The organism is Pseudoxanthomonas sp. 22568 (assembly GCF_052044485.1).
Lineage (GTDB): Bacteria > Pseudomonadota > Gammaproteobacteria > Xanthomonadales > Xanthomonadaceae > Pseudoxanthomonas_A > Pseudoxanthomonas_A beigongshangi.
Window position 1 is genome coordinate 312,895 of record NZ_JBQENC010000003.1, and the last position, 24,256, is coordinate 337,150.

Consider the following 24,256-nt stretch of genomic DNA (forward strand, 5'->3'; position numbering starts at 1 on the left):
GTTGGACAAACCCGCGCTCGGGTCAGTCGGCGACCGGTGCGAGGGAACCGTCAGAGGATACCGTAAAGCGCGCGACATTCGCGCGCCGGTACGGCGTCAGGTCCACCGTACTACCGGCTTGCTGAACCTCGACCGCCGCCGCGTTGCCCAGGACAATCCGCCCGACCTGGCCGGCTGGATAGCTGCGCTGGTCCCCCGCTTTCAGCAGGGCCTGCTCGATGCCGCTGCCATCCGGAGCGACGATCTGGACCCAGCTGTCGCCCTTGAACACCAGGCTGAGCGCTGCCTCCGGTGCCCGGCTGATGGGTGGCGTCAACGAAGCCACGTAAGGCGTCGCGGCCGGACGCTGCGCGGGTGTCGCGGTACCACCCGCGGTCCCCGTGGCGGCCGGTTTCTGCGGGATCACGTCCAGCGATGCGGTGGTCTGGCCGCCGTTGCCACCCAGGTGCGGCCGGGTCGCCATCCATACCGGCGTGGCGATGACCGCGGTGATGACCACGTACACGGCCCGCCGCTTGGCGCTTTCGAACAGGCGCTGCGCCTTGGGCGTGTAGCTGTGGCTCACCAGTTCCGCCGGACGGACGGTTTCCAGGTCGGCCTGCGCCAGGAAGGGATCGATGTCGACCTTCAGCAGCCGCGCATAGCTGCGCAGTTGCCCGCGGACGAACACCGGTGCCCCGAGCTGCGACCACTGTTCCCCTTCCAGGGCCTGCAGCACCTTGAGCGGCATCTTCAGCCGATTCCCCACGTCCTGCAGGCTGAGACCCGCCTTCTCGCGCGCATCCCGCAGGAACGCGCCGCAGCCCTGCAGGCGCTGCGTATCAATCGAGTTGGAACCCGTCATTGTTCTGCCTTTCCCCCAGTTTGAGCGTCTGACGCGTCGGGGAACTCCGCCCGAAGTTGCTGAACATATCGACCGGCAGCAGTCCTGTCGCCGAGTCTTTCTTCGATTTGTGATGCAAGTTTTAGCACGTCGGCGCTGGCGGGTGCAGCCGCCAGCCTGCGTTCGACGAACGCCCGGGCTTCGAAATAACGCCCGGCGCGGTACTCGTGTTCGGCCATGGAAAGCAGCCCGAAGGCATTGCGCGGATCCAGCGCCAGCGCCTGACGCAGATCGCGCTCGGCCCGCTCGCGCTGCCCCGCCTTGTCGGCGCAACCGCCGGCGTTGGCGAGCACCGCGGCCGGGGTCTCGTACTCGCTGTCCTGCAGTGCGCGGTCGAACCACACCAGCGATTCGGCCGGATAGCCGTTCGAGCAGAGCCAGGCACCGTAGTTGTTCTGCTCGGCGCCCCGCCCCGGTGCCAGTTCGGTGGCCCGCCGGTAATGCTCGCCCGCAGCCTTGGCCTGGCCGCGCTGCTCGGCCACGACGGCCAGGATGGTCTGCGCGTCGGCGGACTGGGGATCGGCCTTCATCGCGGCCCGGGCGCCGCGCTCGGCGACATCGAGGTCGCCGGCCTGCAGCCGCTGGGTCGCCAGGGCCAGGGCACGTTCGACTTCCATCCGGCGCTTGGTCTCGGCGCTGTCGCTGACCTGGTAGGTCGGCGCGATCTGCTCGCCGTCCTTGCGTTCCATCTTGGGTCTTATGAAGGTCAGCCGGCTGCAGCCGGTCGCCACCAGCACCAGGGCCAGCAGCAGCAGCCAGGGCTTATGCCGCCGCATCACCGATGCCCTGTTCCTGCAACTGGCGGCGGAACTCGGCCTGGCGACGGGTGCGATCCATCACCTGCCCCTTCAGCTGTCCGCAGGCCGCATCGATGTCGTCGCCGCGGGTCCGCCGGACCATGGTCAATACATGCGCGTCCAGCAACAGCTTCTGGAAGGCGCGGATGTCTTCCTCGCCCGAACGCTCGTAGCGCGTGCCCGGGAAGGGGTTGAACGGAATCAGGTTGACCTTGCCCGCATCCTTGAGCTGGGTCGCGTTGCTGAACTTGCGCATCAACTGGGCGAGCTGGCGCGCATGCTCGGGCTGATCGTTGACGCCCTTCATCAGCGTGTACTCGAAGGTCACCGAGTCGCGCTTCTTGTTGGCCCGCAGGTAGCGCGCGCACGACGCCATCAATTCAGCGATCGGATACTTACGGTTGAGCGGCACCAATTGCTCGCGCAGCGCATCGTTGGGTGCATGCAGCGAGACCGCGAGCGAGACGTCGGTTTCGGTCGAAAGCCGATCGATCATCGGCACCAGTCCGGACGTCGACAGGGTCACGCGCTTGCTGGCCAGGCCGTAGCCCAGATCGTCGCGCATGATGTTCATCGCACGCACGACGTTGTCGAAATTGAGCAGGGGCTCGCCCATGCCCATCATCACCACGTTGGTGAGGCGACGGTTCTGCGCCGGCACGTTGCCCAGGTGGCGCGCGGTAATCCAGACCTGGCCGATGATCTCGGCGGTGGTCAGGTTGCGGTTGAACCCCTGGGTCGCGGTGGAGCAGAACGTGCAGTTGAGGCCACAGCCCACCTGCGAGGACACGCACAACGTGCCGCGGTTCTTGTCCGGGATGTAGACGGTTTCGACGGCATTCTTGCCGTCAACGCCCATGCCCAGCAGCCATTTGTGGGTGCCGTCGGCGGAGGGCTTGTCGAACACGATGCCCGGGACGACGACCTCGGCATGTTCCTGCAGCTTCGCGCGCAGGTTCTTGCCGAGATCGGTCATCTGCTCGAAATCGGTGACGTAGCGGTGATGAATCCACTTCATCACCTGGTGGGCGCGGAATTTCTGCTCGCCGAGTTGTTCGACGAAGAAACGCTCCATGCCGTCCCGATCGAGGTCCAGCAGGTTCTGTTTCGCAGGCACGCCCGCGCCGATCACCGCCGGCTGCGCATCCGCGGCCAGCTTCAGTTCAATCGGCGCGAGTTCGTGGCTGCTCATCGCTGGCTCAGCGCGAGAACACTTCGGTGGCGGCGAAGAAGTACGCGATCTCGATGTTCGCGTTCTCGACCGAATCCGAACCGTGCGCCGCATTGGCGTCGATGGAGTCGGCGAAGTCGGCGCGGATGGTGCCCGGCGCGGCTTCCTTCGGATTGGTGGCGCCGAGGATCTCGCGATGCTTGAGCACCGCGTTCTCGCCTTCCAGCACCTGGATGGCGACCGGACCGGAGATCATGAATTCGACCAGCGCGTTGAAGAACGGACGCTCGCGATGCACGGCATAGAAACCTTCGGCCTCGCGACGCGACAGGTGCTTCATCTTCGCGGCGACGATCTTGAGACCGGCCTTTTCGAAACGGGCATAGATTTCGCCGACGACGTTCTTGGCAACGGCATCGGGCTTGACGATCGACAGGGTGCGCTCCAGCGCCATGGGGATTTCTCCGTTGGGCGGGCCACTTTCGGCCCAAGGTTAACATGAAAAAACCCGCGTCGAAACACGGGCTTAGCCTGAATTGCGGAGCGAGATTCTAACGTATTGGCCGCAATTGCGCACCTGGCCGGAGGCCGGATTGCTGCAAGGCAACATGACAACCATACGTGAGCGGATGGACAATCAAACAAGCGTTTGATTAGCAGGGCCGACCGCATGGGCAACACCCCCCACTTCTCCACCAAGGAGCGCATCCTCGGCGCCGCCGAGGAACTGTTCGCCCAGTTCGGCTTTGCCGGCACCTCCCTGCGGCAGGTGACCAGCCGGGCCGACGTCAACATCGCCGCCGTCAATTACCACTTCGGCTCCAAGGAAAACCTTGTCAACGAGGTCTTCCGGCGACGCATGGACGAAATGAGCGGCCAGCGGCTGGGCCAGCTTCGGGCCGCCCTGGAGCAGCATCCGGGCGAACTGGAGCCGATCCTGGCCGCGTTCGTCGAGCCCGCCCTGGCCCTGGCCCAGGACCGCCACGGCGGCGGGGCCTTCGTCCGGGTCATCGCCCGCGCCTATGCCGAGAAGAACGACGGCCTGCGCAAGTTCCTGTCAGACCACTATGGCCATGTCCTGCGCGAGTTTGGCAAGGCCATCGCCGGCTGCGTGCCCGGCCTGAGCAAGGAAGAGCTGTACTGGCGGCTGGATTTCCTGTCCGGCGCGCTGACCTATGCCATGGCGGACTTCGGGCTCATCAAGCGTCCCCATGGTGTCACCGAGGCGGTGCACCGTGAGCGGGCCGCCCGCGAACTCATCCGTTTCGCCGAGGCCGGCCTGCGCGCCGACCACGTCAAATAACCCCCTGACATCCAAGGATTCCCGAAATGTCCAATCCATTGCTTGTGCGCAAGGCGGCCGTGCTCGGTGCCGGCGTGATGGGCGCGCAGATCGCCGCCCACCTGACCAACGCCGGCGTCGATACGGTGCTGTTCGACCTGGCCGCGAAGGAAGGCCACCCCGACGGCGTTGTCCTCAAGGCCATCGCCAACCTGGGCAAGCTGAGCCCCGCCCCGCTCGCCAGCAAGACGCTGGCCGAGGCGATCAGCCCGGCCAATTACGATACCGGGCTGGACCAGCTGAAGGACTGCGACCTGATCATCGAGGCCATCGCCGAACGGATGGACTGGAAGCAGGACCTCTACAAGAAAATCGCCCCGTTCGTCGCCGAGCACACGGTGCTGGCGAGCAACACCTCGGGCCTGGGCATCAACAAGCTGGCCGAAGTACTGCCGGAACAACTTCGCCATCGTTTCTGCGGCGTGCATTTCTTCAACCCGCCGCGCTACATGCACCTGGCCGAACTGATCCCGGCCAGGACCACCGACGGCACCGTGCTGGAAGGCCTGGAAACCTTCCTGACCACCACCTTGGGCAAGGGCGTGGTCTACGCCAAGGACACCCCGAACTTCATCGGCAACCGCATCGGCGTGTTCTCGATCCTGGCCACCATCCACCACACCCAGCAGTTCGGCCTGGGCTTCGATGAAGTCGACGGCCTGACCGGGCCGCTCGTCGGTCGCCCCAAGTCGGCCACCTACCGGACCTCCGATGTGGTCGGCCTGGACACCATGGCCCACGTCATCAAGACCATGGCCGATACCCTCCCCGAGGATCCCTGGCACGCCTACTTCAAGTCGCCGGCATGGCTGGATGCGCTGATCGCCAAGGGCGCGCTCGGCCAGAAGGCCGGGGCCGGCATCTTCCGCAAGGTCGGCAAGGACATCGTGGTGCTGGATCTGCAAAAGCAGGACTACCGTCCCGCCGACCGTGCCGCGGCACCGGAAGTGGTCGAGATCCTCAAGCTGAAGAACCCGGCCGAGAAGTTCGCCCGCTTGCGCGAGAGCCAGCATCCGCAGGCACAGTTCCTGTGGGCCGTGTTCCGCGACCTGTTCCATTACAGCGCCTTCCACCTGGCCGACATCGCCGAAACCGCACGCGACGTCGACCTGGCCATCCGCTGGGGCTACGGCTGGTCGCTGGGTCCGTTCGAGACCTGGCAGGCCGCCGGCTGGAAGCAGGTCGCCCAGTGGATCGCCGACGATATCGTTGCCGGCAAGAGCATGAGCAATGCGCCGCTGCCGGACTGGGTATTCGATGGTCGCGAAGGCGTGCATGCCGCCGACGGCAGCTACAGCCCGGCGCGCAACGCCAAACTGCCGCGTTCGGCGCTGCCGGTGTATCGCCGCCAGCGCTTCCCGGACCCGCTGCTGGGCGAATCCTTCCCACAGGGCGAGACGGTGTTCGAGAACGACGGCGTGCGCCTGTGGACCGATGGCGACGGCGTGGGCGTGGTCAGCTTCAAGACCAAGATGAACACCGTGTCCGATGCCGTGCTGGAAGGCGTGCAGCAGGCCGTGGCCATCGCCGAGCAGAAGTTCAAGGGCCTGGTGATCTGGCAACCAAAGGAGCCTTTCTCCGCCGGTGCCGATCTGGCCGGAGCGCTCGGCGCCCTGCAGGCCGGAAAGATTGCCGAGTTCGAGGCCATGGTCGCCAACTTCCAGGCCACCAGCCAGCGCATCAAGTACTCGCTGGTGCCGGTCGTGGCCGCGGTGCGCGGCCTGGCGCTGGGCGGTGGCTGCGAGTTCCAGATGCACAGCGCCCGCACCGTGGCTTCGCTGGAAAGCTACATCGGCCTGGTCGAAGCGGGCGTGGGCCTGCTGCCTGCCGGCGGCGGCCTGAAGGAAATCGCGGTACGCGCCTCGCAGGCGGCCGGACCGGGCGGAGACGTGTTCGCCGAACTCAAGCGCACGTTCGAGACGGTGGCCATGGCCAAGGTCTCGGCTTCAGCCGTCGACGCCAAGGAACTGGGCCTCATGCGGGCGAACGACCTTGTCGTGTTCAACGCCTACGAGCAGTTGCATATCGCCAAGCAGCAGGTGCTGGCACTGGCCGAGAGCGGCTATCGTCCGCCGCTGCCGGCACGCCGCATCCAGGTCGCCGGCGACGTCGGCATCGCCACGTTCAAGATGCTGCTGGTCAACATGCTGGAAGGCCGTTTCATCAGCGAATACGACTATGAAATCGCCACCCGCATCGCCACCGTGCTGTGCGGCGGCGAAGTGGATCGCGGCGCGCTGGTCGACGAGGAATGGCTGCTGGCGCTGGAGCGCAAGCATTTCGTCGAACTGGCCCAGCAGGAAAAGACCCAGGCCCGCATCGCGCACATGCTGAAGACCGGCAAGCCGCTTAGGAACTGAGATTCGGGAATGGGGAATGGGGAATCGTGAAAGCGGGTCCCCTCTCCATACCTTCACTAACATTGCCGGCAGAGGGAAATGACGGGAACAAGCGGAAACCAGTTTCGCGATTCCCGATTCTCGATTCCCCATTCCCGGCTTTCGGAGAAAGCCAAATGAGCAAGCAAATCCAGGACGCCTACATCGTCGCCGCCACCCGCACCCCGGTCGGCAAGGCACCCAAGGGCGTGTTCCGCAATACCCGTCCCGACGACATGCTCGCGCATGTGCTGAAGTCGGTCATCGCGCAGGCGCCGGGCATCGACGTCAACCGCATCGATGACGCCATCATCGGCTGCGCGATGCCGGAAGGCGAGCAAGGCATGAACGTGGCCCGCATCGGCGTACTGCTGGCCGGCCTCCCCAATACCATCGCCGCGCAGACCATCAATCGTTTCTGCTCGTCCGGCCTGCAGGCGGTGGCGATGGCCGCCGACCAGATCCGGCTGGGCAACGCCGACCTGATGCTGGCGGGCGGCACCGAGTCGATGTCGATGGTGCCGATGATGGGCAACAAGGTCGCGCTGTCGCCGTCAGTGTTCAAGGACGACCACGTCGCCATCGCCTATGGCATGGGCATCACTGCCGAGAAGGTCGCCGAGGAATGGAAGGTCTCGCGCGAAGAACAGGATGCCTTCGCCCTCGCCTCCCACCAGAAAGCGCTGGCGGCCATCGCCGCGGGCGAATTCAATAGCGAGATCTCGCCCTATGAGGTCCTGTCGCACCTGCCGGATCTGGCGGGCAACACCATTCGCCTGAAGAAGCTGCTGGTCGAGAACGACGAGGGCCCGCGCGCGGATACCTCGCTGGAAGGCCTGGCCAAGCTGCGCCCGGTGTTCCGCAACGGCCAGTTCGGCGGCAGCGTGACCGCCGGCAACTCCTCGCAGATGAGCGATGGCGCCGGCGCGGTGCTGCTCGCTTCCGAACAGGCGATCAAGGACTACGGGCTGACGCCGCTGGCGCGCTTCGTCAGCTTCTCGGTTGCCGGCGTGCGTCCGGAAGTGATGGGTATCGGCCCGATCGCCGCGATTCCGAAGGCGCTGAAGCAGGCCGGCCTGAGCAAGGATCAACTGGACTGGATCGAGCTCAATGAAGCCTTCGCCGCGCAGGCGCTTGCGGTCATCCGCGACAGTGAACTCGACCCGGCCAAGATCAACCCGCTGGGCGGCGCCATCGCGCTGGGGCATCCGCTGGGCGCGACCGGTGCGGTTCGTACCGCCACCATCGTCCATGGCCTGCGCCGTCGCCAGCAGAAGTACGGCATGGTGACGATGTGCATCGGCACCGGCATGGGCGCCGCCGGCATCTTCGAGTCGCTCTGAGACGCCCCCGCTACTGCCGAAAAGAGGAATGGCGCCATCAGGCGCCATTCTTTTGTCCGTGTTTCAGGCGTCCACCCGCGCCCTACTCCAGATCGGTCACGCCCAGCTCGCTCAGCGCATCCTGCATCATGCTGCGCGCCGCATCGCTCAGTTTTTCATGATCCAGCGCATAGCGGATGGTGGCCTCGATGAGGCCGATGTGGGTACCGCAGTCGAAGCGCGTGCCCTGGAAACGGTAGGCATGGACCGGCTTCTGCGCGAGCAGGGTCGCGATGGCGTCGGTCAGCTGGATTTCCCCGCCGGCTCCCGGCGTGGTGTTCTCCAGCAGGTCGAAAATCCCGCCATCAAGAACGTAGCGCCCCACCACCGCCAGCGTGCTCGGTGCGACCTCGGGCTTGGGCTTTTCGACGATGGCGTTGATCCGGCCGGATCGGCCCGAGAACGCATCCGTGGCGACGATGCCATAGCTACCGGTCTGTTCGCGGGCCACGTCCTGCACCGCAATCATGCTGGCGCCGGTCGCCTCGGCGGCATCGGCCATCTGTTTCAGCGCGCCCGCGCCCCGGTTCCAGATGAGGTCGTCGGGCAGCAGGACCGCGAACGGTTCGTTGCCCACGATGGGCTTGGCGCACAGCACTGCGTGGCCAAGTCCCAATGCTTCGGCCTGGGTGACGAATACGGCGCGCACGCCCTCGGGCAGTACATTCCGCACCAGTTCGAGCTGCTCGTGCTTGCCGGCACGCTCCAGCTTCTGCTCCAGTTCGTAAGCCTTGTCGAAGTAGTCGGCCACCGCGTGCTTATAGCGGTTGGTGACGAAGATCAGGGTGTCGCAGCCCGCTTCGATAGCTTCATCGACGGCGTACTGGATCAGCGGCCGATCAATGATCGGCAGCATTTCCTTGGGAACGGTCTTGGTGGCGGGAAGAAAACGGGTTCCCAGGCCTGCAACGGGAAATACGGCCTTGCGGATGCGTCCGGTCATCGGGTCCTGCGGGCTTCTCGAGCGGGGAAGGTCACGATGGTAGCCGAAGCGGGTTCAAGAGATTGTTCAAGCGGCGAGAACTCCGGTACCGCGATGCGCAGGATCTCCTGCATCTCGTCGACATCGTAGCGGCCATAGGCGGCCCGCAGGCGCTGCAAGGCCAGTTCGATGAAATCGGCCGACACGGTGCGCGCCTCGGCCTGCATGATCTTGGAATGGGAGGTCGGCCGGTAGGCCTCGTCCGCGTGGAAGAGGTTCTCGTGCAGCTTCTCGCCCGGGCGCAGGCCGGTATAGACGATGGCGATGTCGCGGCCCGGCTGCTTGCCCGCCAACCGGATCATCTGCTCGGCCAGCAGCCGGATGGGCACGGCCTCGCCCATGTCCAGCGTATAGATGGCGGCATGCGCCGCGCCGGCGGCCGCCTGCAGGATCAACTGGCTGGCCTCCGGAATCGTCATGAAGTAACGGGTCACTTCCGGGTCGGTCACCGTCACCGGCCCACCCTTGCGGATCTGCTCGCGGAACAGGGGGACCACGCTGCCGGCGGAATCCAGCACGTTGCCGAAGCGGACGGTGACGAACCGGGTCCCACCGGCATGGCCATCGTCCGTGGCCTGGCAAACCATCTCGGCGAGCCGCTTGGTCGCCCCCAGCACGTTGACTGGATCCACCGCCTTGTCGGTGGAGATCAGGACGAACGTCCCTACCCCGCTGCGACGGCAGGCCTTGGCCACCATATCGGTGGCCAGCACGTTGTTGCCTACCGCTTCGCGCAGGTGCTGTTCCAGCAGCGGCACCTGCTTGTAGGCGGCGGCGTGGAAGACCGCATCCGGCTCGGCCAGCGCCAGCGCGTGTTCGACAACCGCGGGATCTCCGCAGTTGCCCAGCACGGGAAGGATCTCCAGATCCGGAAACGCCCGTCGCAGATCGGCCTGGATGGTGATCAGGGCCAGTTCGTCGATTTCGAGCAGGGCGATGCGCTGGGCACCATGGCGCGCGCATTGCCGGCACAGTTCGGAGCCGATCGAACCGCCGGCGCCCGTCACCAGAACGGTCCGGCCCCCCAGCCAGCCACGGATCAGCTTCCAGTCCGGAGTCACCGATTTCCGGCCCAGCAGGTCCTCGATGGCCACCTCCTTGAGGTCGCCCGGCATGGCATGTCCCTCGAGGACATTGATCAGCCTCGGCACCATGCGGAACGGCAGGCCGGTACTTTCACAAATGGCGACAACCCGCTGCATGCTCGGCGCATCCAGCGACGGCATCGCGATGACGAGCATCCGCGCCGCGCTCTCGCGGGCGACGCTGGCGGCCTGGTCCAGGCTGCCCAGCACGGGCACCCCCAGCAGCTTGGAACCATGCAGCTTGACCGCGTCGTCCAGGAAGCCGATCGGCTGGTAGACGCCGGTCCTGCGCAGTTCCCGGACCAGCGCCTCGCCCGCCCGGCCCGCGCCAAGGACGAGCACGCGCGATGCATTCTCATGCAGCCGGCTGGTCTGCAGGTCCTTCCAGGCCCGATACAGCAGGCGCGGCAAGCCCAGGAAAGCCACCAGCGCGAACGGATAGAACGCCAGCACCGCCCGTGGCAGGGAGCCGAAGCGGTTGTAGAAGAACAGTCCGACGACGATGGCCAGGAAGCCCAGGCCGCTCGCCTTCACGATGTTCCAGAGATCCGGCAGGCTGGCGAAGCGCCACAGCCCTCGATAGAGACCCATCCACCAGAACACCAGCCCCTGGCCAGCGACCACGATGGCAATTTCGTTCGACCAGAGGGGATAACCCGGCGACTGGGGCAGCATGGCGTAGCGCACGAAGTGCAGCAGTTGCCAGCACAGCCACACCATGAGCAAATCATGGGTCGCCACCAGCAGGCGCGGTAGGAATGCCGTCGTCCGGTCCCGCCAAGATTGCATGCAACTCCTCCCTGACCCTATGCCAATCCCTTGCGCGACCATCCCCAGAGCGCAAGCGCGAATGCGTACCAAGCAACCAAGGCAATGAGCCCGGACCCGGCCCCGGCATTAGACAGCATCCACATTAACAAGAGCGTAACACCACTGAACAGGCCATAGAGCGAGGTTACGGCCACGTGACCGTAACGTCGGGCGGCGCGCTGGTAGACGTGCGTGACATGCGGCGTCCACCAGCGCTCGCCGTTAAGGATGCGCGTAGCGAGCGTGAAGCCGGCGTCGACAAGGAACGCGGCCAGCGGCAGCAACAAAAGCATTGGCGGCGTTGCCGCATTCTTTGAGGCGACGCTCAAGAGCGCCGCCAGTGCGAATCCCAGTGCTCCGCTGCCGACATCTCCCAGGAAAATCCGGGCGCGGGGGAAGTTGAACGGCAGAAAACCGCAACATGCCGCGAACAGGGCCGCCGCCAGCCAGGACCAGGGGCCCGGCAGGAAGAACGCGCCCGCCAGGCCGGCGATCAACGCCTGGCTGGCGGCCAGGCCGTCTATCCCGTCCATGAAATTCCAGACGTTGACCAGGCTGACAATGGCGATGATGGCCAACAGTACCTGCCATGCCGGCGCCCCCTGGCGATGCAGGGCGGTGGCGAACACGAGGGCAGCGATCAGATGGGCCAGCAACCGCCAGGACGCCGGCAGCGGACGGTGGTCGTCCCACCAGCCCACGCCGGCAACCAGCGCCAGTCCGATTCCGAACGCGGCGAACAGTTCGCGCTCCCCCGGCGTCCGCCAGCCGAGCACGGCCGCGGCCAGCAGCAGCGCCACGACAATGGCGATCCCGCCCCCTCGCGGCGTGGCAATCGAATGGCTCCGGCGCTCGCCGGGCTGATCGACCAGGCGGCGATGGAGCGCGTAGCGGCGCGCCAGCCAGGTACTTGCCGCCGCCACCACGAAGTGCAGCATCAGCCAGGGGATGAATCCGGGCATCAGACGACGGCGTAGTTCAGCAAAGGCTTGATGCTGCCCCATTCCTTGCAGCTGGGACATTGCCAGTGATGCGTGCGTGCGCCGAATCCGCAGCGGGTGCAGCGGTAGCTGGGATTGCGGACCAGCAACTGATCGGTGATGTGCTTGAGATCGTGCAGGGTCGCGGACGGGTCGGCGCCTTCGGCCAGGGTCAGGTCGATGAGGGCCGCCTCACCCCGCACCGAGGGTCGATCCTTGAGCTGCCTCGCCAGGTAGGCGCGCGCGGCGGCGACGCCATCCTGTCCTTCCACCAGCTTGGTGAGGGCCAGCACCGGCGCGATGCCGCGGTAGTGCTCGCTCATTTCCGACAGGAACGTCCGCGCACCGGAGAGATCGCCCACCTTCTCATAGTTGGCAAGCAACCCGGGCAGCACCTCGGGCAGATAGTCGGGATCGTGGCGCGCGGCGCGCTCGTAGGCGCGGATGGCCGCCTCGTGATTGCCGGCATCCGATTCCAGCCGCCCCTCCAGGATGCCCGCGCGCACGCAGCCGGCGTCGGCCTGGTAGGCACGTGCAATCGCCGCGCGCGCCGCAGTGACATCGTTGGCGGTGCGGTGACGCTCGGCCAGTTCGCACTCGAACTGCGCGACCAGCTTGCCCATCGCCTCGCCGGTCACTTCCTCGTAGCGCATCGCATTGTCGATGGCCTTTTCCCAATCGCGCTCGGCCTGGTAGATGCCGATCAGATGCTTGAGGGCCTGCGGCGCGCGCTGGTCGATGCGGGCCAGGTCGGTGAACACGGTCTCGGCCCGGTCCAGCAGCCCCGAGCGCATGTAGTCCTCGCCCAGCGCGAGCAATGCCTGGACCTTCTGCTGGTCGCTCAGGTCCGGACGCTGCACGAGTCCCTGATGGAGGCGGATCGCCCGGTCCACTTCGCCGCGGCGGCGGAACAGGTGCCCCAGCGCGACCTGGGTTTCAAAGGTTTCCTTGTCCAGCTCGGCGATGTGCAGGAACAGCTCGATGGCCTTGTCGGGCTGTTCGTTGAGCAGGTAGTTCAGGCCCCGGAAATAGGTGCTGGACAGACGGCTGACCTGGGTGTCGCCATGGCGCTGGCCGCCGCGCCGGCCGATGATCCAGCCGCTCAGCGCGGCCAGCGGCAGGAACAGGAAGAACCAGAACCACTCGTTGAGGAATTCCATCGATCAGGGACCCATGCCAGGAGTTGGCGGGAGGGAGGAGGAAGCGGCGGAGGCCTGGACCTTGTTCGCCTTGCGCAGGCGCGCATAGAGCCGCAGCACCATGGTGGCCATGACGATCAGGCCGCCGATGAGCACGCCGAACAGCAGCGAGAGGATGATCGCGACGCCGGAAGAGGTCGGAATTTCGGTGAACAGCAGTTTCAGCACGATCGGCTGGGTATTGAGCACGCCGATCACCAAACCGGCGGCGAGAAAAACCAGTGCGACAACCAGGCGGATGGTACTCATCGGGCGACTCCCTGCGCTTGCCAGTCGGGGCTAGCTTAGCCGAGCGCCGGCTCCGTGCGCAGCCGGGCGTGAGGCCGGCGTCCCGCGCCGGTCCTGCCTGACGCCGTCGAAAACCTGAAAATCAGTCCGCGCTTTCTTCCACCGGGGTGACGTCGCTGACGCGTTCGCGCAGCTCCTTGCCCGGCTTGAAGTGGGGAACATGCTTGGCCGGAAGGGCGACCGAATCACCGGTCTTGGGGTTGCGGCCCATGCGCGGCGGGCGGTAGTGCAGCGAGAAGCTGCCGAACCCGCGGATTTCGATGCGATCGCCCTGCGCCAGCGCCCCGGCCATCATTTCCAGCAACGCCTTCACGGCCAGGTCGACGTCTTCGGCCTTGAGGTGCGGCTGGCGGCGGGTCAGGATTTCGATGAGTTCGGATTTGGTCATCGCGCAGGCTTTCGGGCGGGTACGTTCCGCACCGGCCCGGGTCATTGACCCGGGCCGGCCGGAAGCTCGTGTTGCTTACAACGGACTTGCTTGGCTTACTCGGACTTGTTGCCGTCCAGCTGTGCACGCAGCAGCGCGCCCAGCGTGGTGGTGCCGCCCGACGCGGACTGGTATTCCTCCAGCACTTCGCGCATTTCGGCTTCGTCCTTCGCCTTGATCGACAGCTGCAGGGTGCGGCCCTTGCGATCCATGCCGATGAACTTGGCTTCGATCTTGTCGCCGACCTTCAGGTGCTGGCTGGCGTCGTCGATGCGCTCGTTGGCGATGTCGCGAGCCGACACGTAGCCTTCGATGCCGTCGGCCAGTTCGATCACGGCGCCCTTGGCGTCGACTTCCTTCACCACGCCCTCGACCTTCGAGCCCTTCGGATGCGCCGCCATGTACTGGCCGAACGGATCCTGCTCCAACTGCTTGACGCCCAGGCTGATGCGCTCGCGCTCCGGGTCAACGGCCAGCACCACGGCTTCCAGCGTGTCGCCCTTCTTGAAGTTGCGCACGATGTCTTCGCCGGTGGTGTTCCAGCTGATGTCGGACAGGTGGACCAGGCCGTCGATGCCGCCGTCCAGGCCGATGAAGATGCCGAAGTCGGTGATCGACTTGATCTGGCCGGACACCTTGTCGTTCTTCTTGTGGGTAGCCGCGAAGGTTTCCCACGGATTGGCGGCGACCTGCTTCATGCCCAGCGAGATGCGGCGACGCTCTTCGTCCACGTCCAGCACCATCACTTCGACTTCGTCGCCGACCTGCACGACCTTGGACGGGTTGACGTTCTTGTTGGTCCAGTCCATCTCGGACACGTGCACCAGGCCTTCCACGCCCGGCTCGATCTCGACGAACGCGCCGTAATCAGTGACGTTGGAGACCTTGCCGAACACCCGGCTGTTGGCCGGATAACGGCGGGCGATGTTGTCCCACGGATCCTCGCCCAGCTGCTTCAGGCCCAGCGAGACGCGGTTGCGCTCACGGTCGTACTTGAGCACGCGGACGTCCAGTTCCTGGCCGACTTCGACCACTTCGGACGGATGACGCACGCGCTTCCACGCCATGTCGGTGATGTGCAGCAGGCCGTCGATGCCACCCAGGTCGACGAACGCGCCGTAGTCGGTGAGGTTCTTGACCACACCCTTCAGCACCACGCCTTCCTGCAGCTTGTCCATCAGCTGCTCGCGCTCTTCCGAATGCTCGCTCTCGACCACCGCGCGGCGGGAGACGACCACATTGTTGCGCTTGCGATCCAGCTTGATGAGCTTGAACTCCAGCTCCTTGCCTTCCAGGTAGCCCGGGTCGCGGACCGGACGGACGTCGACCAGCGAGCCCGGCAGGAACGCGCGGACGTCCTTGATGTCGACGGTGAAACCACCCTTGACCTTGCCGCTGATGCGGCCGGTGATGGTTTCGTTCTTCTCCAGCGCCTGCTCCAGCTCGTCCCACACCATGGCGCGCTTGGCCTTCTCGCGCGACAGGACGGTTTCGCCGAAGCCGTTCTCGATCGAGTCGAGGGCCACTTTCACTTCGTCGCCCACGCCCACGTCGATTTCGCCGGCGTCGTTCCGGAACTGTTCGATCGGCACGATGCCTTCGGACTTCAGGCCGGCGTTGATCACCACCACGTCGTTGCGGACTTCCACGACGACGCCGGTGACGATGGCGCCCGGCTTCAGCTTGGCCAGTTGGGTCTGGCTCTGTTCAAACAGTTCGGCAAATGATTCGGTCATTGTTGATTACTCGGTTGGACACACGGACGGGTGCGCGCCTCGCGGCGTTCCCCCGTCCACCCTTTCGGCACGTAGGAAAGTGCCGTGTGTAGTTGAAGTGGAAAAACCGTCGCCCCGGTGCAAGGCACCGGAGAACGGGCTCGTTTCTGCATGCTGATTTCCGCGGCGCGCCGAAACCGGAAGTCGCCGCGATGAATTGCGATCAACGACTCACGATGGCCAGCACGCGCGCCACGACTTCGTCGATGCCCAGGCCGGTGGTGTCGATGTGGACGGCGTCGTCGGCCGGCCGCAGGGGCGCCACCGTGCGCTGTGCGTCACGGGCGTCGCGGGCGAGAATCTCGCGTAGCAGACCGTCTAAGGTAACCGAAACCCCTTTGTCTTTCAACTGCTTATAGCGCCTTTCCGCCCTTTCCTCGGCGCTGGCGGTCAGGAACACCTTGTAGGGGGCGTCCGGGAAGATGACGGTACCCATGTCACGACCGTCGGCCACCAGGCCCGGAAGCTGCCGGAAAGCCCGCTGGCGCTCCTTCAGGGCCGAGCGGACCTCGGGGATCGCGGCGATGGCCGAGGCCAGCGCCCCGGTGGTTTCCAGCCGCAGTTCCTCGGTGGCGTCCACGTCGTCGACGATGACCCGCAGGCCCTGCGGGCCGTCCTGGAAGCGGACTTGGGTATCGAAGGTGCATCGGACCAGCGCCGCGGGGTCGGAAATGTCCAGGTCCGCCCAGCTCGCCGCCACCCCGACCGCCCGGTACAACGCGCCGGAATCCAGGTAATGCCAGCCCAGGCGGTCGGCGACGATGCGGCTGACCGTGCCCTTGCCGGCCCCGGACGGGCCATCGATGGTGAGGACGGGAATGCTCTCGGACATGGGGAATCCTGTGGTTTTCACACTATTATGCCGCGCCGCCCGCGGGCCGCGCCGGCCGGTTTCCCGTCTCGTCCGGCAACCACTTGATGTTGCTGGGGAAATGCATTTAGAATAGCGGGCTTCGTTTCGCCCCATATTCTTTTACGCCGAGGTTTCATCATGAAGGTCCTGTCCTCCCTGAAGTCGGCGAAGGCCCGTCACCGCGACTGCAAGGTGGTCCGCCGCCGCGGTAAGGTCTTCGTGATCTGCAAGTCCAATCCGCGTTTCAAGGCGCGCCAGCGCTGAGTTTCCGGCCGCGGGCGACCTTCCGGTCGAGCCTGCGCGGAACTCCCGGAAAACCGCCTTCGGGCGGTTTTTTGTTGCGCCGCTTTTGCTATAAAGGCCGCCTCTTTCCGGGGAAATCCGCCATGAACCATCGCGTCCTCGTCATCCCGATGTACGTGTTGCTGGGCCTGGCCACCAACGCCTTCGCCGCCGACACCCTGCTGGTTGACCGCGTGCAGGAAACCGCCGCCCAGGCGGCGCCGGTGCGCGGCTGGACCAGCAACCAGGTGCAGGCGCGCTTCGGCGAACCGCAGCAGAAGCTGGAACCGCGCGGCGGCCAGAAGCGGCAATGGCCCACGATCCATCGCTGGGTCTACCCCGCCTTCACCGTGTATTTCGAACGCGACCGCGTGATCGACGTGGTCGCCAACCAGGCCGGCCCGGAAGAAATCGGGCCCAAGCCCCCCATCCGCTGACCCGCACTGACCGATTGGTACGATGACCGACGCTTTCCGTTTTCCCGCCGAGTGGGAACCCCAGTCCGCGATCCTGATTGCCTGGCCGCATGCCGACACCGACTGGGCCGAACGCCTGGGCGAGGTCGAGGAAACCTACGTGGCGCTGGTGGCGGCCATCACCCGCTTCCAGGACGTGGTGATCTGCGTCGCCGACGATGATCTGCAGATCTATGCGGAAGCCCGGCTGCGCTCGGCGCGGGTGGACATGGACCGGGTTCGCTTCGTGCCGGCCGAGTACGACGACACCTGGCTGCGCGACTCCGGCCCGATCAGCCTGCGCGACGGTGGCCGCTTCAAGCTGCTCGACTTCCGCTTCACCGGCTGGGGCGGCAAGTTCGAGGCCAGCCGCGACGACCGCCTGGTCGGCGAGCTGTCCGGCATGAACCTGTTTCACAACTATTTCGTCCAAAGCATTGATTTTGCATTGGAAGGTGGCGCCATCGAAACCGATGGCGAGGGCACGTTGCTGACCACGTGGCAATGCCTGCACGAGCGTCATCCGCAGGCCAGCCGCGAGGAGCTGACCGCGCGGCTGGGCGGCTGGCTGAAACAGGATCGGGTGCTGTGGCTGGATCATGGCTACCTGGAAGGCGACGACACCGACGCCCACGTCGATACCCTCGCCCGCTTCGCGCCTGGCGACGCCATCGTGTTCCAGGCCTGCGACGATCCGGCCGACTCGCACTTCGCCGAACTCCAGGCGATGGCGGCCGACATCGCCGCCCTGCGCACCCGCACCGGCGAACCCTACCGCCCATTCCCGCTGCCCTGGGCGCAACCGGTCCTGGACAACGGTCGCCGCCTGGCCGCCTCGTACGCGAACTACCTGATCCTCAATGGCGCGGTGCTGATGCCGGCCTACGGCGACCCGGCCGACGCCAAGGCGGCGGAAGTTCTGGCGGCGGCCTATCCCGGTCGCGAAATCGTGCAGGTGCCATGCCGGGCGCTGATCTGGCAGAACGGCAGTCTCCACTGCATCACCATGCAGTTGCCACAGGGCCTGCTCTCCGCGGTCTGAGTGGCGGACTCGGCAGTTCGAAACGAACGGGGCGGATTCGCAGGAATCCGCCCCGTTTCACATTTCAGGTCGAAACATCGCGACTAGGTCTTTGGTTGGGGCGGCATTGAACGCTTCGTTTACACATGCGTGACACCAATCACTGATAACGCTCTCTTGCCCAGCGCGGAGGAGTCCACGGTGTACACACGACGCCAGTTCCTTGCTTCCACCGCCGCGGCCGCCGCGGGTCTTGGCCTCGCGGCCTGCCGTGATACCGCCGAGGCCGGCATGGCCCAGAGCGCGCCCGGCAAGACGCCGTCGGCAGCCAGCACCGCGCTGCCCGGACCGCTCAATACCCGGCTGATTCCACACACGCAGGAGCGCATTCCCGTCATCGGCATGGGCACCTCCGGCAGTTTCGAAGTCGGCGCCAGCGCCGCGGAACAGGATCCGCTGCGCGAGGTGCTGAAACGCTTCTTCGCCGCCGGCGCCAGCGTCATCGACACCGCGCCGACCTACGGTACCGCCGAGGATGTGCTCGGTCCCCTGCTGGCCGAACAGGGCCTGCGACCGAAGGCCTGGCTGGCGACCAAACTCTCCGGCGTCACTGGACGCGAGGAAGGCCTGGCCCAGTTCAACGACAGCCTGCGCCGCCTGCGGACCGACAAGGTCGAGCTGCTGCAGGTCCACAACCTCGGGGATCTGAAGGCGCAACTGGCGCTCGCGCGCGAACTCAAGCAGCAGGGCAAGGTGCGCTACGTCGGCGTCACGCACTACGTCGAGCGCGCGCAGGACGAACTGGCCGACATCGTCCAGGCGGAGAAACCCGACTTCCTGCAGATCAACTATTCGGTCGTTTCGCGCGGTGCGGAGAAACGGGTGCTGCCGCTGGCGCAGGACCTTGGCGTGGGCGTGATGATCAACCGCGCGTTCGAGGATGGCCGCTTGTTCGCGCAGGTGAAGGACAAGCCGCTCCCCGGCTGGGCGGCCGAGGCCGGCATCACCAGTTGGGCGCAGGCGTTCCTGAAATTCGCGCTGAGCCATCCTGCGGTGACGGTGGTGATTCCCGCCACCGGCAAGCCCGATCGGCAGAGCGACAACCTGCGCGCCGGCGTCGGCGCGGATCTCGATGCCACCCAGCGCCAGTCGCTGATCGCCCAATTCGCCTGAGTACCCGATGAGCGACGCCTCGCCGCGCCCCAACCTGATCGCCCGCCTGTTCAACGTCGAACCCCGCGAGACCGCCGCGGTCGTCGCGGGACTGGCGCTGTTCTTCCTGCTGTTCACCGGCTACTTCATGCTGCGTCCCGTGCGCGAGACGATGGGCGTGGCCGGCGGCGTGGACAACCTGCAATGGCTGTTCACCGGCACCTTCGTGGCGACCCTGGCGGCGATGCCGCTGTTCGGCTGGGTGGCGGCGCGGGTACGGCGGCGGCATATCCTGCCATGGACCTTCGGCTTCTTCGTGCTGAACCTGCTGGTTTTCGCCGCGCTGTTCGCGTGGAAGCCGGAGAACGTCTGGATCGCGCGCACGTTCTACATCTGGCTGTCGGTGTTCAACCTGCTGACCATTTCGCTGGCCTGGAGCGTGCTAGCGGACCTGTTCGTGGTGGCGCAGGCCAAGCGGCTGTTCGCGTTGATGGCGGGCGGCGCCAGTCTTGGCGGCCTGTTCGGCCCCATCCTCGGCACCCTGCTGGTCGCGCCGCTGGGGCATGCCGGGCTGGTGCTGCTGTCCGCGCTGTTCCTGGCCGGCAGCATCGCCGCCGCCAACTGGCTGCAGCGCTGGCGCGACGCGCATCCGCTTCCGATCCAGGATGGCGCCACCCGCAGCCGCCCGCTGGGCGGAAATCCGTTCGCGGGCGCGACGGCGGTGTTCCGCTCGCCTTACCTGCTGGGCATCGCCCTGTTCGTGCTGCTGCTGGCCAGCGTCAGCACCTTCCTGTACTTCGAACAGGCGCGGCTGGTCGCTGAGGTATTCCCCGACCGCACCCGCCAGACCCAGGTGTTCGGCTTGATCGACACCATCGTGCAGAGCCTGGCGATCCTGACCCAGATCTTCATCACCGGGCAGATCGCGCGCCGGCTCGGCGTGGGCATCCTGCTGGTACTGGTACCGCTGATCACCGCCGCCGGTTTCCTGTGGCTGGCGCTGGCGCCCACCTTCGCGGTGTTCGCGGTGGTGATGGTGGTGCGCCGCGCGGGCGAATACGCGCTGGTGCGGCCGGGCCGCGAGATGCTGTACACCGTGGTCGGCGCCGAGGACAAGTACAAGGCCAAGAACTTCATCGACACCGTGGTCTATCGCGGTGCCGACGCGCTCAGCGGCTGGGTGAAGCGGATGCTGGATCTGGTCGCGGAGCACCCCGCGCTGGCGATGTTCATCGGCGCCGGCATCGCCCTGGTCTGGGCCGGCAACGGCGCCTGGCTGGGGCGCGCCCAGCGCCGTCGCGAGCAGGCCGGCGCCTGACGGCGCCGCGCCCGCCGTTCACCCGCGGTCGGCCCGGGGCCGGGCCATCCGCGTTACCATGCGCGTCCGCTCAACACCGCCCCCGCCATGACCCGCAAGACCTCCCTGCCCGTCGCCCTGATCCAGGAAAAGAACCACGGCGATGCCGACGCCAATCTGTCGGTGATCGAGGAACGCGTGGCCGAGGCCGCCCGCCGCGGCGCGCGCCTGGTGCTGCTGCAGGAACTGCACAACGGCCCATACTTCTGCCAGCACGAGTCGGTCGGCGAGTTCGACCTGGCCGAACCGATTCCCGGCCCCAGCACCGAACGCCTGGGCCGCCTGGCGAAGCAACACAACGTGGTGCTGGTGAGTTCGCTGTTCGAGCGCCGCGCCACCGGCCTGTACCACAACACCGCGGTGGTGTTCGAGAAGGACGGCAGCATCGCGGGCAAGTACCGCAAGATGCACATCCCGGATGATCCGGGCTTCTACGAGAAGTTCTACTTCACTCCCGGCGACATCGGCTTCAAGCCGATCGACACTTCGGTCGGTCGCCTGGGCGTGCTGGTGTGCTGGGACCAGTGGTATCCGGAAGCCGCGCGCCTGATGGCACTGGCCGGCGCCGAGCTGTTGTTGTACCCGACCGCGATTGGCTGGGATCCTGACGACACGCAGGAAGAAAAGAATCGCCAGCGCGATGCGTGGGTGCTGAGCCATCGCGGCCATGCGGTCGCCAACGGCCTGCCGGTGCTCAGTTGCAACCGCGTCGGCCACGAACCCTCGCCGCTGGGCACGTCCGGCATCCAGTTCTGGGGCAACAGCCACGTGCTGGGTCCGCAGGGCGAGTTCCTCGCCGAGGCCGGCACCGACGCCACCCTCCTGAGCGTGGAAGTGGACATGGAACGCAGCGAGCACGTGCGCCGGATCTGGCCGTTCCTGCGTGACCGCCGCATCGACGCCTACGGCGATCTGCTCAAGCGCTACATCGACTGAGGCATCACCCGCTTGCCCCTGCACATCCGCGACGCCACCGAAGCCGACATCCCGGCCATCGCCGCCCTGTACGCCGAGGAAGTGCGCGAGCGCGTGGCGACCTACGAATACGACGTACCCGACGAGGCCGAAATGGCGCAGCGCATGCGCGCCGTGCAGGCGGCGGGCTATCCCTACTTCGTCGCCGAACGCGATGGTCGCTTCGCCGGCTACGCCTACGCCAGCAGCTATCGCAGCCGCATCGGCTACCGCTGGACCGTGGAGGACACGGTCTACATCGTTCCCGAGCACCAGGGCCAGGGCGTCGGCAAGGCGCTGCTGCAACGCCTGATCGATGCCTGCGAAGCCAGCGGCTTCCGGCAGATGATCGCGGTGATCGGCGAACCCGCCAACGGCGCCTCGGTCGCCCTGCATGAAAAGCTGGGCTTCCGCACCGTTGGCGTCTTCCAGGGCCTGGGCCGCAAGCACGGCCGCTGGCTCGATACCGTGCAGATGCAACGCGCGCTCGGCGCGCGTGACGGCGCGGCCCCTTCCGATGAATGACACCATGAACGACCCTACGCCGTCCCCCCTTCCCGCCGCGCACGACCCGCTGGCCGGTCAGCCGCACCAGATCGTCGAACGCGACGGCATCCGCTACACCCTGCTCGGCACCGCGCACGTCTCGCGCAGCAGCGTGGACGCCGTGCGCGCGGCGGTCGCCAGTGGCGCCTACGACAGCGTGGCGGTCGAACTCGACGCCGGCCGTCTGCAATCGCTCACGGATCCCGACGCGCTGGCAAAGCTGGATCTCATCAAGGTGCTGCGCGAAGGCAAGACCCACCTGTTTGCCGCCAACCTGGCTCTGGCCGCGTACCAGCGCCGGCTGGCGGAACAACTGGACGTGGAACCCGGCGCCGAACTCAAGGCCGGCGCGCTAGACGCGCGCGAACGCGGGCTGCCGGTGCACCTGATCGATCGCGAGGTCGGCCTGACCTTCAAGCGCGCCCTGCATCGCCTGAGCTGGTGGGGCCGCGCCAAGATCAGCGCCGGCATCCTGGCCGGCATGTTCGCCGACGAGGAAGTCGGCGATGCCGAAATCGAGAAGCTGAAACAGGGTGACATGCTCGAATCGAGCTTCGGCGAATTCGCCCAGGACAATCCGGCGCTCTACGAAACCGTCATCGCCGAGCGGGATCGCTACATGGCCACGCGCCTGCGCCAGGTCGGCGGCCAACAGACCAAGGGCGACAAGCCCCACGAAATGCTGGCGGTGGTCGGCGCGGGCCACCTGCACGGACTGGCCCGGCACCTGCGCGAGGACAACGATGAACCGGCCGCCACGCTCGCCGAGCTGGAGCACATTCCCGAAAAGAGCAGCATTCCCTGGTTCACCATTCTGCTGACCACGTTCGTGCTGGGTGGCTTCGCCTGGGGTTTCTATCGGGGTGGCGTCGACGTCGGTTCGGATCTCATCGTGCAATGGGTGCTCGCGACCGGTGCCCTCGGCGCATTGGGCTGCGCCATCGCCGGGGGGCATCCCCTGAGCATCGCCGCCGCGTTCGTCGCCTCCCCACTCACCCCGCTGCATCCGGCGCTGGCGTCCGGCACCGTGAGCGCCCTGGTCGAGGCGAGCCTGCGCAAACCGACCTATGCGGATTTCATGGCGCTGCGCGACGACGTGCAGACCCTGCGCGGCTGGTGGCGCAACCGGGTGGCGCGGGTGCTGCTCAACTTCTTCCTGACCAGCCTGGGAACGGCCATCGGCGTGTGGACCGGCGGGCTGCGCATGCTGGGCAAGCTGTTCGGCTGATCCGGCTGCCGATTGTCCGCTCCGGATCCGCTCGATCGATTACGGCAACAGGTGCGGCACTGGACGGCCGACGCCGCCCTGCGCGCGCCGGTTCAATGGCGTCGGCGTGGTGATGTGCTGGATCGCCTGGAAGCCTCCGGTTTCCAGGCAGAGGCCGGGCTGTCCCGACAGACAGGCGCACTGCGCGAAGAACTGGAAGCAATCCATCGCGATTTCTGCGCGATGCTGCGTGGCGCCATCCGCCAGGGCCGGGGCGCGGAAGCGCTCACCGCGCTGACGGCAGGCGAAGGCGACGCACCCGATGGCGATGGCTATGACGCATTGGACGCGCTGTTGGCCGAGGTGCTCGCGCCGGATGCGCCCTCGACGGACATCGGCGGGCTGCTTCCGGACATGGTGTTCTACCAGCCCACGCCGGCGCGGCACTTGCTGGCGCTGCTGCGCCGGCTGGATTTGCGCGAATCCGATGTCCTGATCGATCTCGGTTCGGGCCTGGGCCATCTCCCGCTGCTGACCGCCATCCTCACGCCCGCGCAGGCCGTCGGCATCGAAATCGAGCCCGCCTACGTCGCCAGCGCGCGGCGCAGTGCCGACGCGCTGGCGCTTGAGCACGTCCGCTTCGTCGCCGGCGACGCCCGCACCGCCGATCTATCCGCCGCGAGCGTGTATTACCTCTATTCGCCGTTCTCCGGCGCGATGCTGGCCGGGATGCTGGCGATCCTGGAACGCCAGGCGCGCACGCGGCCACTGCGCATCGCCACGCTCGGTCCCTGCACCATTGAAACCGCGACGGCGGCGTGGCTGCGCACCGGCGATGCCATAAGACCGGACGCTCCCGTACTGTTCCACAGTCGTTGACCGCGGTTCCTGGACGTCTTCGTGGCCCACGTTGCCCGCTCAAATGGTAAT

Annotated in this window: 24 protein-coding genes; 12 read left to right on the forward strand and 12 right to left on the reverse strand. The window is 66.4% G+C overall.

The genetic code is table 11. The features are described from left to right. Positions 1 to 22: 22 nt before the first annotated feature. From ACTJI2_RS05600 to ndk, 4 genes are read right to left on the reverse strand one after another with little or no spacing between them, the layout of a single operon-like run. A complete protein-coding gene (locus tag ACTJI2_RS05600; protein ID WP_183636729.1) occupies positions 23 to 844 on the reverse strand; it encodes a helix-turn-helix domain-containing protein in 822 nt (273 codons plus the stop codon). Further along, positions 841 to 1,659 carry a type IV pilus biogenesis/stability protein PilW gene (pilW, locus tag ACTJI2_RS05605; RefSeq protein ID WP_192198718.1) on the reverse strand — a complete coding sequence of 273 codons (819 nt, stop codon included), beginning with the start codon at positions 1,657 to 1,659 and terminating at the stop codon, positions 841 to 843. Before pilW ends, ACTJI2_RS05600 begins: the two co-directional genes overlap by 4 nt. Then, on the reverse strand, positions 1,646 to 2,872 hold the full coding sequence (gene rlmN, locus ACTJI2_RS05610; RefSeq protein ID WP_440841396.1) for a 23S rRNA (adenine(2503)-C(2))-methyltransferase RlmN: 1,227 nt from the start codon (positions 2,870 to 2,872) through the stop codon (positions 1,646 to 1,648). Before rlmN ends, pilW begins: the two co-directional genes overlap by 14 nt. Before the next feature lie 7 nt (positions 2,873 to 2,879). After that, a complete protein-coding gene (gene ndk / locus ACTJI2_RS05615) occupies positions 2,880 to 3,305 on the reverse strand; it encodes a nucleoside-diphosphate kinase (protein WP_141452680.1) in 426 nt (141 codons plus the stop codon). Between the two features lie 216 nt (positions 3,306 to 3,521). Here ndk and ACTJI2_RS05620 point away from each other — a divergent pair, with 216 nt between their 5' ends. From ACTJI2_RS05620 to ACTJI2_RS05630, 3 genes are all read left to right on the forward strand, one after another. After that, positions 3,522 to 4,154, forward strand: coding sequence for a TetR/AcrR family transcriptional regulator (locus tag ACTJI2_RS05620; protein ID WP_183636735.1), 633 nt, complete (start codon positions 3,522 to 3,524; stop codon positions 4,152 to 4,154). A gap of 26 nt (positions 4,155 to 4,180) precedes the next feature. After that, the gene (locus ACTJI2_RS05625; RefSeq protein WP_440841397.1) at positions 4,181 to 6,553 is read left to right on the forward strand and encodes a 3-hydroxyacyl-CoA dehydrogenase/enoyl-CoA hydratase family protein; all 2,373 of its coding nucleotides are present in this window, start codon (positions 4,181 to 4,183) and stop codon (positions 6,551 to 6,553) included. Positions 6,554 to 6,708: 155 nt separating this feature from the next. Then, entirely contained in the window at positions 6,709 to 7,914 is a 1,206-nt protein-coding gene (locus tag ACTJI2_RS05630) for an acetyl-CoA C-acyltransferase (RefSeq protein WP_440841398.1), read from the forward strand. A gap of 82 nt (positions 7,915 to 7,996) precedes the next feature. Here ACTJI2_RS05630 and galU read toward each other — a convergent pair whose 3' ends face one another. The 8 genes from galU to cmk form a co-directional block, all read right to left on the reverse strand. Then, positions 7,997 to 8,896, reverse strand: a complete 900-nt coding sequence (galU, locus tag ACTJI2_RS05635) for a UTP--glucose-1-phosphate uridylyltransferase GalU (RefSeq protein WP_183636744.1) — start codon at positions 8,894 to 8,896, stop codon at positions 7,997 to 7,999. Continuing rightward, positions 8,893 to 10,809, reverse strand: a complete 1,917-nt coding sequence (locus ACTJI2_RS05640; RefSeq protein WP_440841399.1) for a polysaccharide biosynthesis protein — start codon at positions 10,807 to 10,809, stop codon at positions 8,893 to 8,895. Before ACTJI2_RS05640 ends, galU begins: the two co-directional genes overlap by 4 nt. A gap of 17 nt (positions 10,810 to 10,826) precedes the next feature. Further along, positions 10,827 to 11,792: a lipopolysaccharide biosynthesis protein gene (locus tag ACTJI2_RS05645; RefSeq protein ID WP_440841438.1), complete on the reverse strand. Its 966-nt coding sequence runs from the start codon at positions 11,790 to 11,792 to the stop codon at positions 10,827 to 10,829. Continuing rightward, entirely contained in the window at positions 11,792 to 12,970 is a 1,179-nt protein-coding gene (lapB, locus tag ACTJI2_RS05650) for a lipopolysaccharide assembly protein LapB (protein WP_183636750.1), read from the reverse strand. The genes ACTJI2_RS05645 and lapB overlap by 1 nt, the downstream gene beginning before the upstream one ends. Before the next feature lie 3 nt (positions 12,971 to 12,973). Continuing rightward, complete coding sequence (locus ACTJI2_RS05655) at positions 12,974 to 13,258, reverse strand: LapA family protein (protein WP_440841400.1); 285 nt, start codon at positions 13,256 to 13,258, stop codon at positions 12,974 to 12,976. A gap of 121 nt (positions 13,259 to 13,379) precedes the next feature. After that, positions 13,380 to 13,685: an integration host factor subunit beta gene (locus ACTJI2_RS05660; RefSeq protein WP_141452670.1), complete on the reverse strand. Its 306-nt coding sequence runs from the start codon at positions 13,683 to 13,685 to the stop codon at positions 13,380 to 13,382. Between the two features lie 95 nt (positions 13,686 to 13,780). Then, positions 13,781 to 15,460 (reverse strand): 30S ribosomal protein S1, encoded by a 1,680-nt coding sequence (gene rpsA, locus ACTJI2_RS05665; RefSeq protein ID WP_183636756.1) that lies wholly within the window; start codon positions 15,458 to 15,460, stop codon positions 13,781 to 13,783. A 202-nt stretch (positions 15,461 to 15,662) separates the two neighbouring features. Next, positions 15,663 to 16,331, reverse strand: a complete 669-nt coding sequence (gene cmk / locus ACTJI2_RS05670; RefSeq protein ID WP_183636759.1) for a (d)CMP kinase — start codon at positions 16,329 to 16,331, stop codon at positions 15,663 to 15,665. Between the two features lie 159 nt (positions 16,332 to 16,490). Here cmk and ykgO point away from each other — a divergent pair, with 159 nt between their 5' ends. The 9 genes from ykgO (at position 16,491) to ACTJI2_RS05715 (ending at position 24,205) form a co-directional block, all read left to right on the forward strand. Beyond that, a complete protein-coding gene (gene ykgO, locus ACTJI2_RS05675) occupies positions 16,491 to 16,616 on the forward strand; it encodes a type B 50S ribosomal protein L36 (protein ID WP_010342887.1) in 126 nt (41 codons plus the stop codon). 122 nt (positions 16,617 to 16,738) lie between these two features. After that, the gene (locus ACTJI2_RS05680) at positions 16,739 to 17,071 is read left to right on the forward strand and encodes a hypothetical protein (protein ID WP_183636762.1); all 333 of its coding nucleotides are present in this window, start codon (positions 16,739 to 16,741) and stop codon (positions 17,069 to 17,071) included. Positions 17,072 to 17,093: 22 nt separating this feature from the next. Further along, on the forward strand, positions 17,094 to 18,131 hold the full coding sequence (locus ACTJI2_RS05685) for an agmatine deiminase family protein (RefSeq protein WP_192198726.1): 1,038 nt from the start codon (positions 17,094 to 17,096) through the stop codon (positions 18,129 to 18,131). A 180-nt stretch (positions 18,132 to 18,311) separates the two neighbouring features. Then, positions 18,312 to 19,283, forward strand: a complete 972-nt coding sequence (locus ACTJI2_RS05690; protein WP_440841401.1) for an aldo/keto reductase — start codon at positions 18,312 to 18,314, stop codon at positions 19,281 to 19,283. Positions 19,284 to 19,290: 7 nt separating this feature from the next. Continuing rightward, positions 19,291 to 20,580, forward strand: a complete 1,290-nt coding sequence (locus ACTJI2_RS05695; RefSeq protein ID WP_440841402.1) for an NTP/NDP exchange transporter — start codon at positions 19,291 to 19,293, stop codon at positions 20,578 to 20,580. A gap of 87 nt (positions 20,581 to 20,667) precedes the next feature. After that, the gene (locus ACTJI2_RS05700) at positions 20,668 to 21,555 is read left to right on the forward strand and encodes a carbon-nitrogen hydrolase (protein WP_183636772.1); all 888 of its coding nucleotides are present in this window, start codon (positions 20,668 to 20,670) and stop codon (positions 21,553 to 21,555) included. 12 nt (positions 21,556 to 21,567) lie between these two features. Next, positions 21,568 to 22,098 carry an N-acetyltransferase family protein gene (locus tag ACTJI2_RS05705; RefSeq protein ID WP_440841403.1) on the forward strand — a complete coding sequence of 177 codons (531 nt, stop codon included), beginning with the start codon at positions 21,568 to 21,570 and terminating at the stop codon, positions 22,096 to 22,098. A 4-nt stretch (positions 22,099 to 22,102) separates the two neighbouring features. Further along, positions 22,103 to 23,347: a TraB/GumN family protein gene (locus ACTJI2_RS05710; protein WP_440841404.1), complete on the forward strand. Its 1,245-nt coding sequence runs from the start codon at positions 22,103 to 22,105 to the stop codon at positions 23,345 to 23,347. A gap of 51 nt (positions 23,348 to 23,398) precedes the next feature. Then, a complete protein-coding gene (locus ACTJI2_RS05715) occupies positions 23,399 to 24,205 on the forward strand; it encodes a class I SAM-dependent methyltransferase (RefSeq protein ID WP_440841405.1) in 807 nt (268 codons plus the stop codon). Positions 24,206 to 24,256: the final 51 nt, after the last annotated feature.

Bases quoted from the DNA above. Each gene is read 5' to 3' on its own strand.
- ACTJI2_RS05600 (WP_183636729.1), bottom strand. From the start codon at position 844: ATGACGGGTTCCAACTCGATTGATACGCAGCGCCTGCAGGGCTGCGGC.
- ACTJI2_RS05630 (WP_440841398.1), top strand. From the start codon at position 6,709: ATGAGCAAGCAAATCCAGGACGCCTACATCGTCGCCGCCACCCGCACC.
- ACTJI2_RS05710 (WP_440841404.1), top strand. From the start codon at position 22,103: ATGAACGACCCTACGCCGTCCCCCCTTCCCGCCGCGCACGACCCGCTG.
- ACTJI2_RS05685 (WP_192198726.1), top strand. From the start codon at position 17,094: ATGACCGACGCTTTCCGTTTTCCCGCCGAGTGGGAACCCCAGTCCGCG.
- ACTJI2_RS05645 (WP_440841438.1), bottom strand. From the start codon at position 11,792: ATGCCCGGATTCATCCCCTGGCTGATGCTGCACTTCGTGGTGGCGGCG.
- ACTJI2_RS05620 (WP_183636735.1), top strand. From the start codon at position 3,522: ATGGGCAACACCCCCCACTTCTCCACCAAGGAGCGCATCCTCGGCGCC.
- ACTJI2_RS05640 (WP_440841399.1), bottom strand. From the start codon at position 10,809: ATGCAATCTTGGCGGGACCGGACGACGGCATTCCTACCGCGCCTGCTG.
- pilW (WP_192198718.1), bottom strand. From the start codon at position 1,659: ATGCGGCGGCATAAGCCCTGGCTGCTGCTGCTGGCCCTGGTGCTGGTG.
- ACTJI2_RS05700 (WP_183636772.1), top strand. From the start codon at position 20,668: ATGACCCGCAAGACCTCCCTGCCCGTCGCCCTGATCCAGGAAAAGAAC.
- ACTJI2_RS05660 (WP_141452670.1), bottom strand. From the start codon at position 13,685: ATGACCAAATCCGAACTCATCGAAATCCTGACCCGCCGCCAGCCGCAC.
- rpsA (WP_183636756.1), bottom strand. From the start codon at position 15,460: ATGACCGAATCATTTGCCGAACTGTTTGAACAGAGCCAGACCCAACTG.
- galU (WP_183636744.1), bottom strand. From the start codon at position 8,896: ATGACCGGACGCATCCGCAAGGCCGTATTTCCCGTTGCAGGCCTGGGA.
- ACTJI2_RS05655 (WP_440841400.1), bottom strand. From the start codon at position 13,258: ATGAGTACCATCCGCCTGGTTGTCGCACTGGTTTTTCTCGCCGCCGGT.
- ndk (WP_141452680.1), bottom strand. From the start codon at position 3,305: ATGGCGCTGGAGCGCACCCTGTCGATCGTCAAGCCCGATGCCGTTGCC.
- ACTJI2_RS05695 (WP_440841402.1), top strand. From the start codon at position 19,291: ATGAGCGACGCCTCGCCGCGCCCCAACCTGATCGCCCGCCTGTTCAAC.
- cmk (WP_183636759.1), bottom strand. From the start codon at position 16,331: ATGTCCGAGAGCATTCCCGTCCTCACCATCGATGGCCCGTCCGGGGCC.
- ykgO (WP_010342887.1), top strand. From the start codon at position 16,491: ATGAAGGTCCTGTCCTCCCTGAAGTCGGCGAAGGCCCGTCACCGCGAC.
- ACTJI2_RS05625 (WP_440841397.1), top strand. From the start codon at position 4,181: ATGTCCAATCCATTGCTTGTGCGCAAGGCGGCCGTGCTCGGTGCCGGC.
- lapB (WP_183636750.1), bottom strand. From the start codon at position 12,970: ATGGAATTCCTCAACGAGTGGTTCTGGTTCTTCCTGTTCCTGCCGCTG.
- ACTJI2_RS05680 (WP_183636762.1), top strand. From the start codon at position 16,739: ATGAACCATCGCGTCCTCGTCATCCCGATGTACGTGTTGCTGGGCCTG.
- rlmN (WP_440841396.1), bottom strand. From the start codon at position 2,872: ATGAGCAGCCACGAACTCGCGCCGATTGAACTGAAGCTGGCCGCGGAT.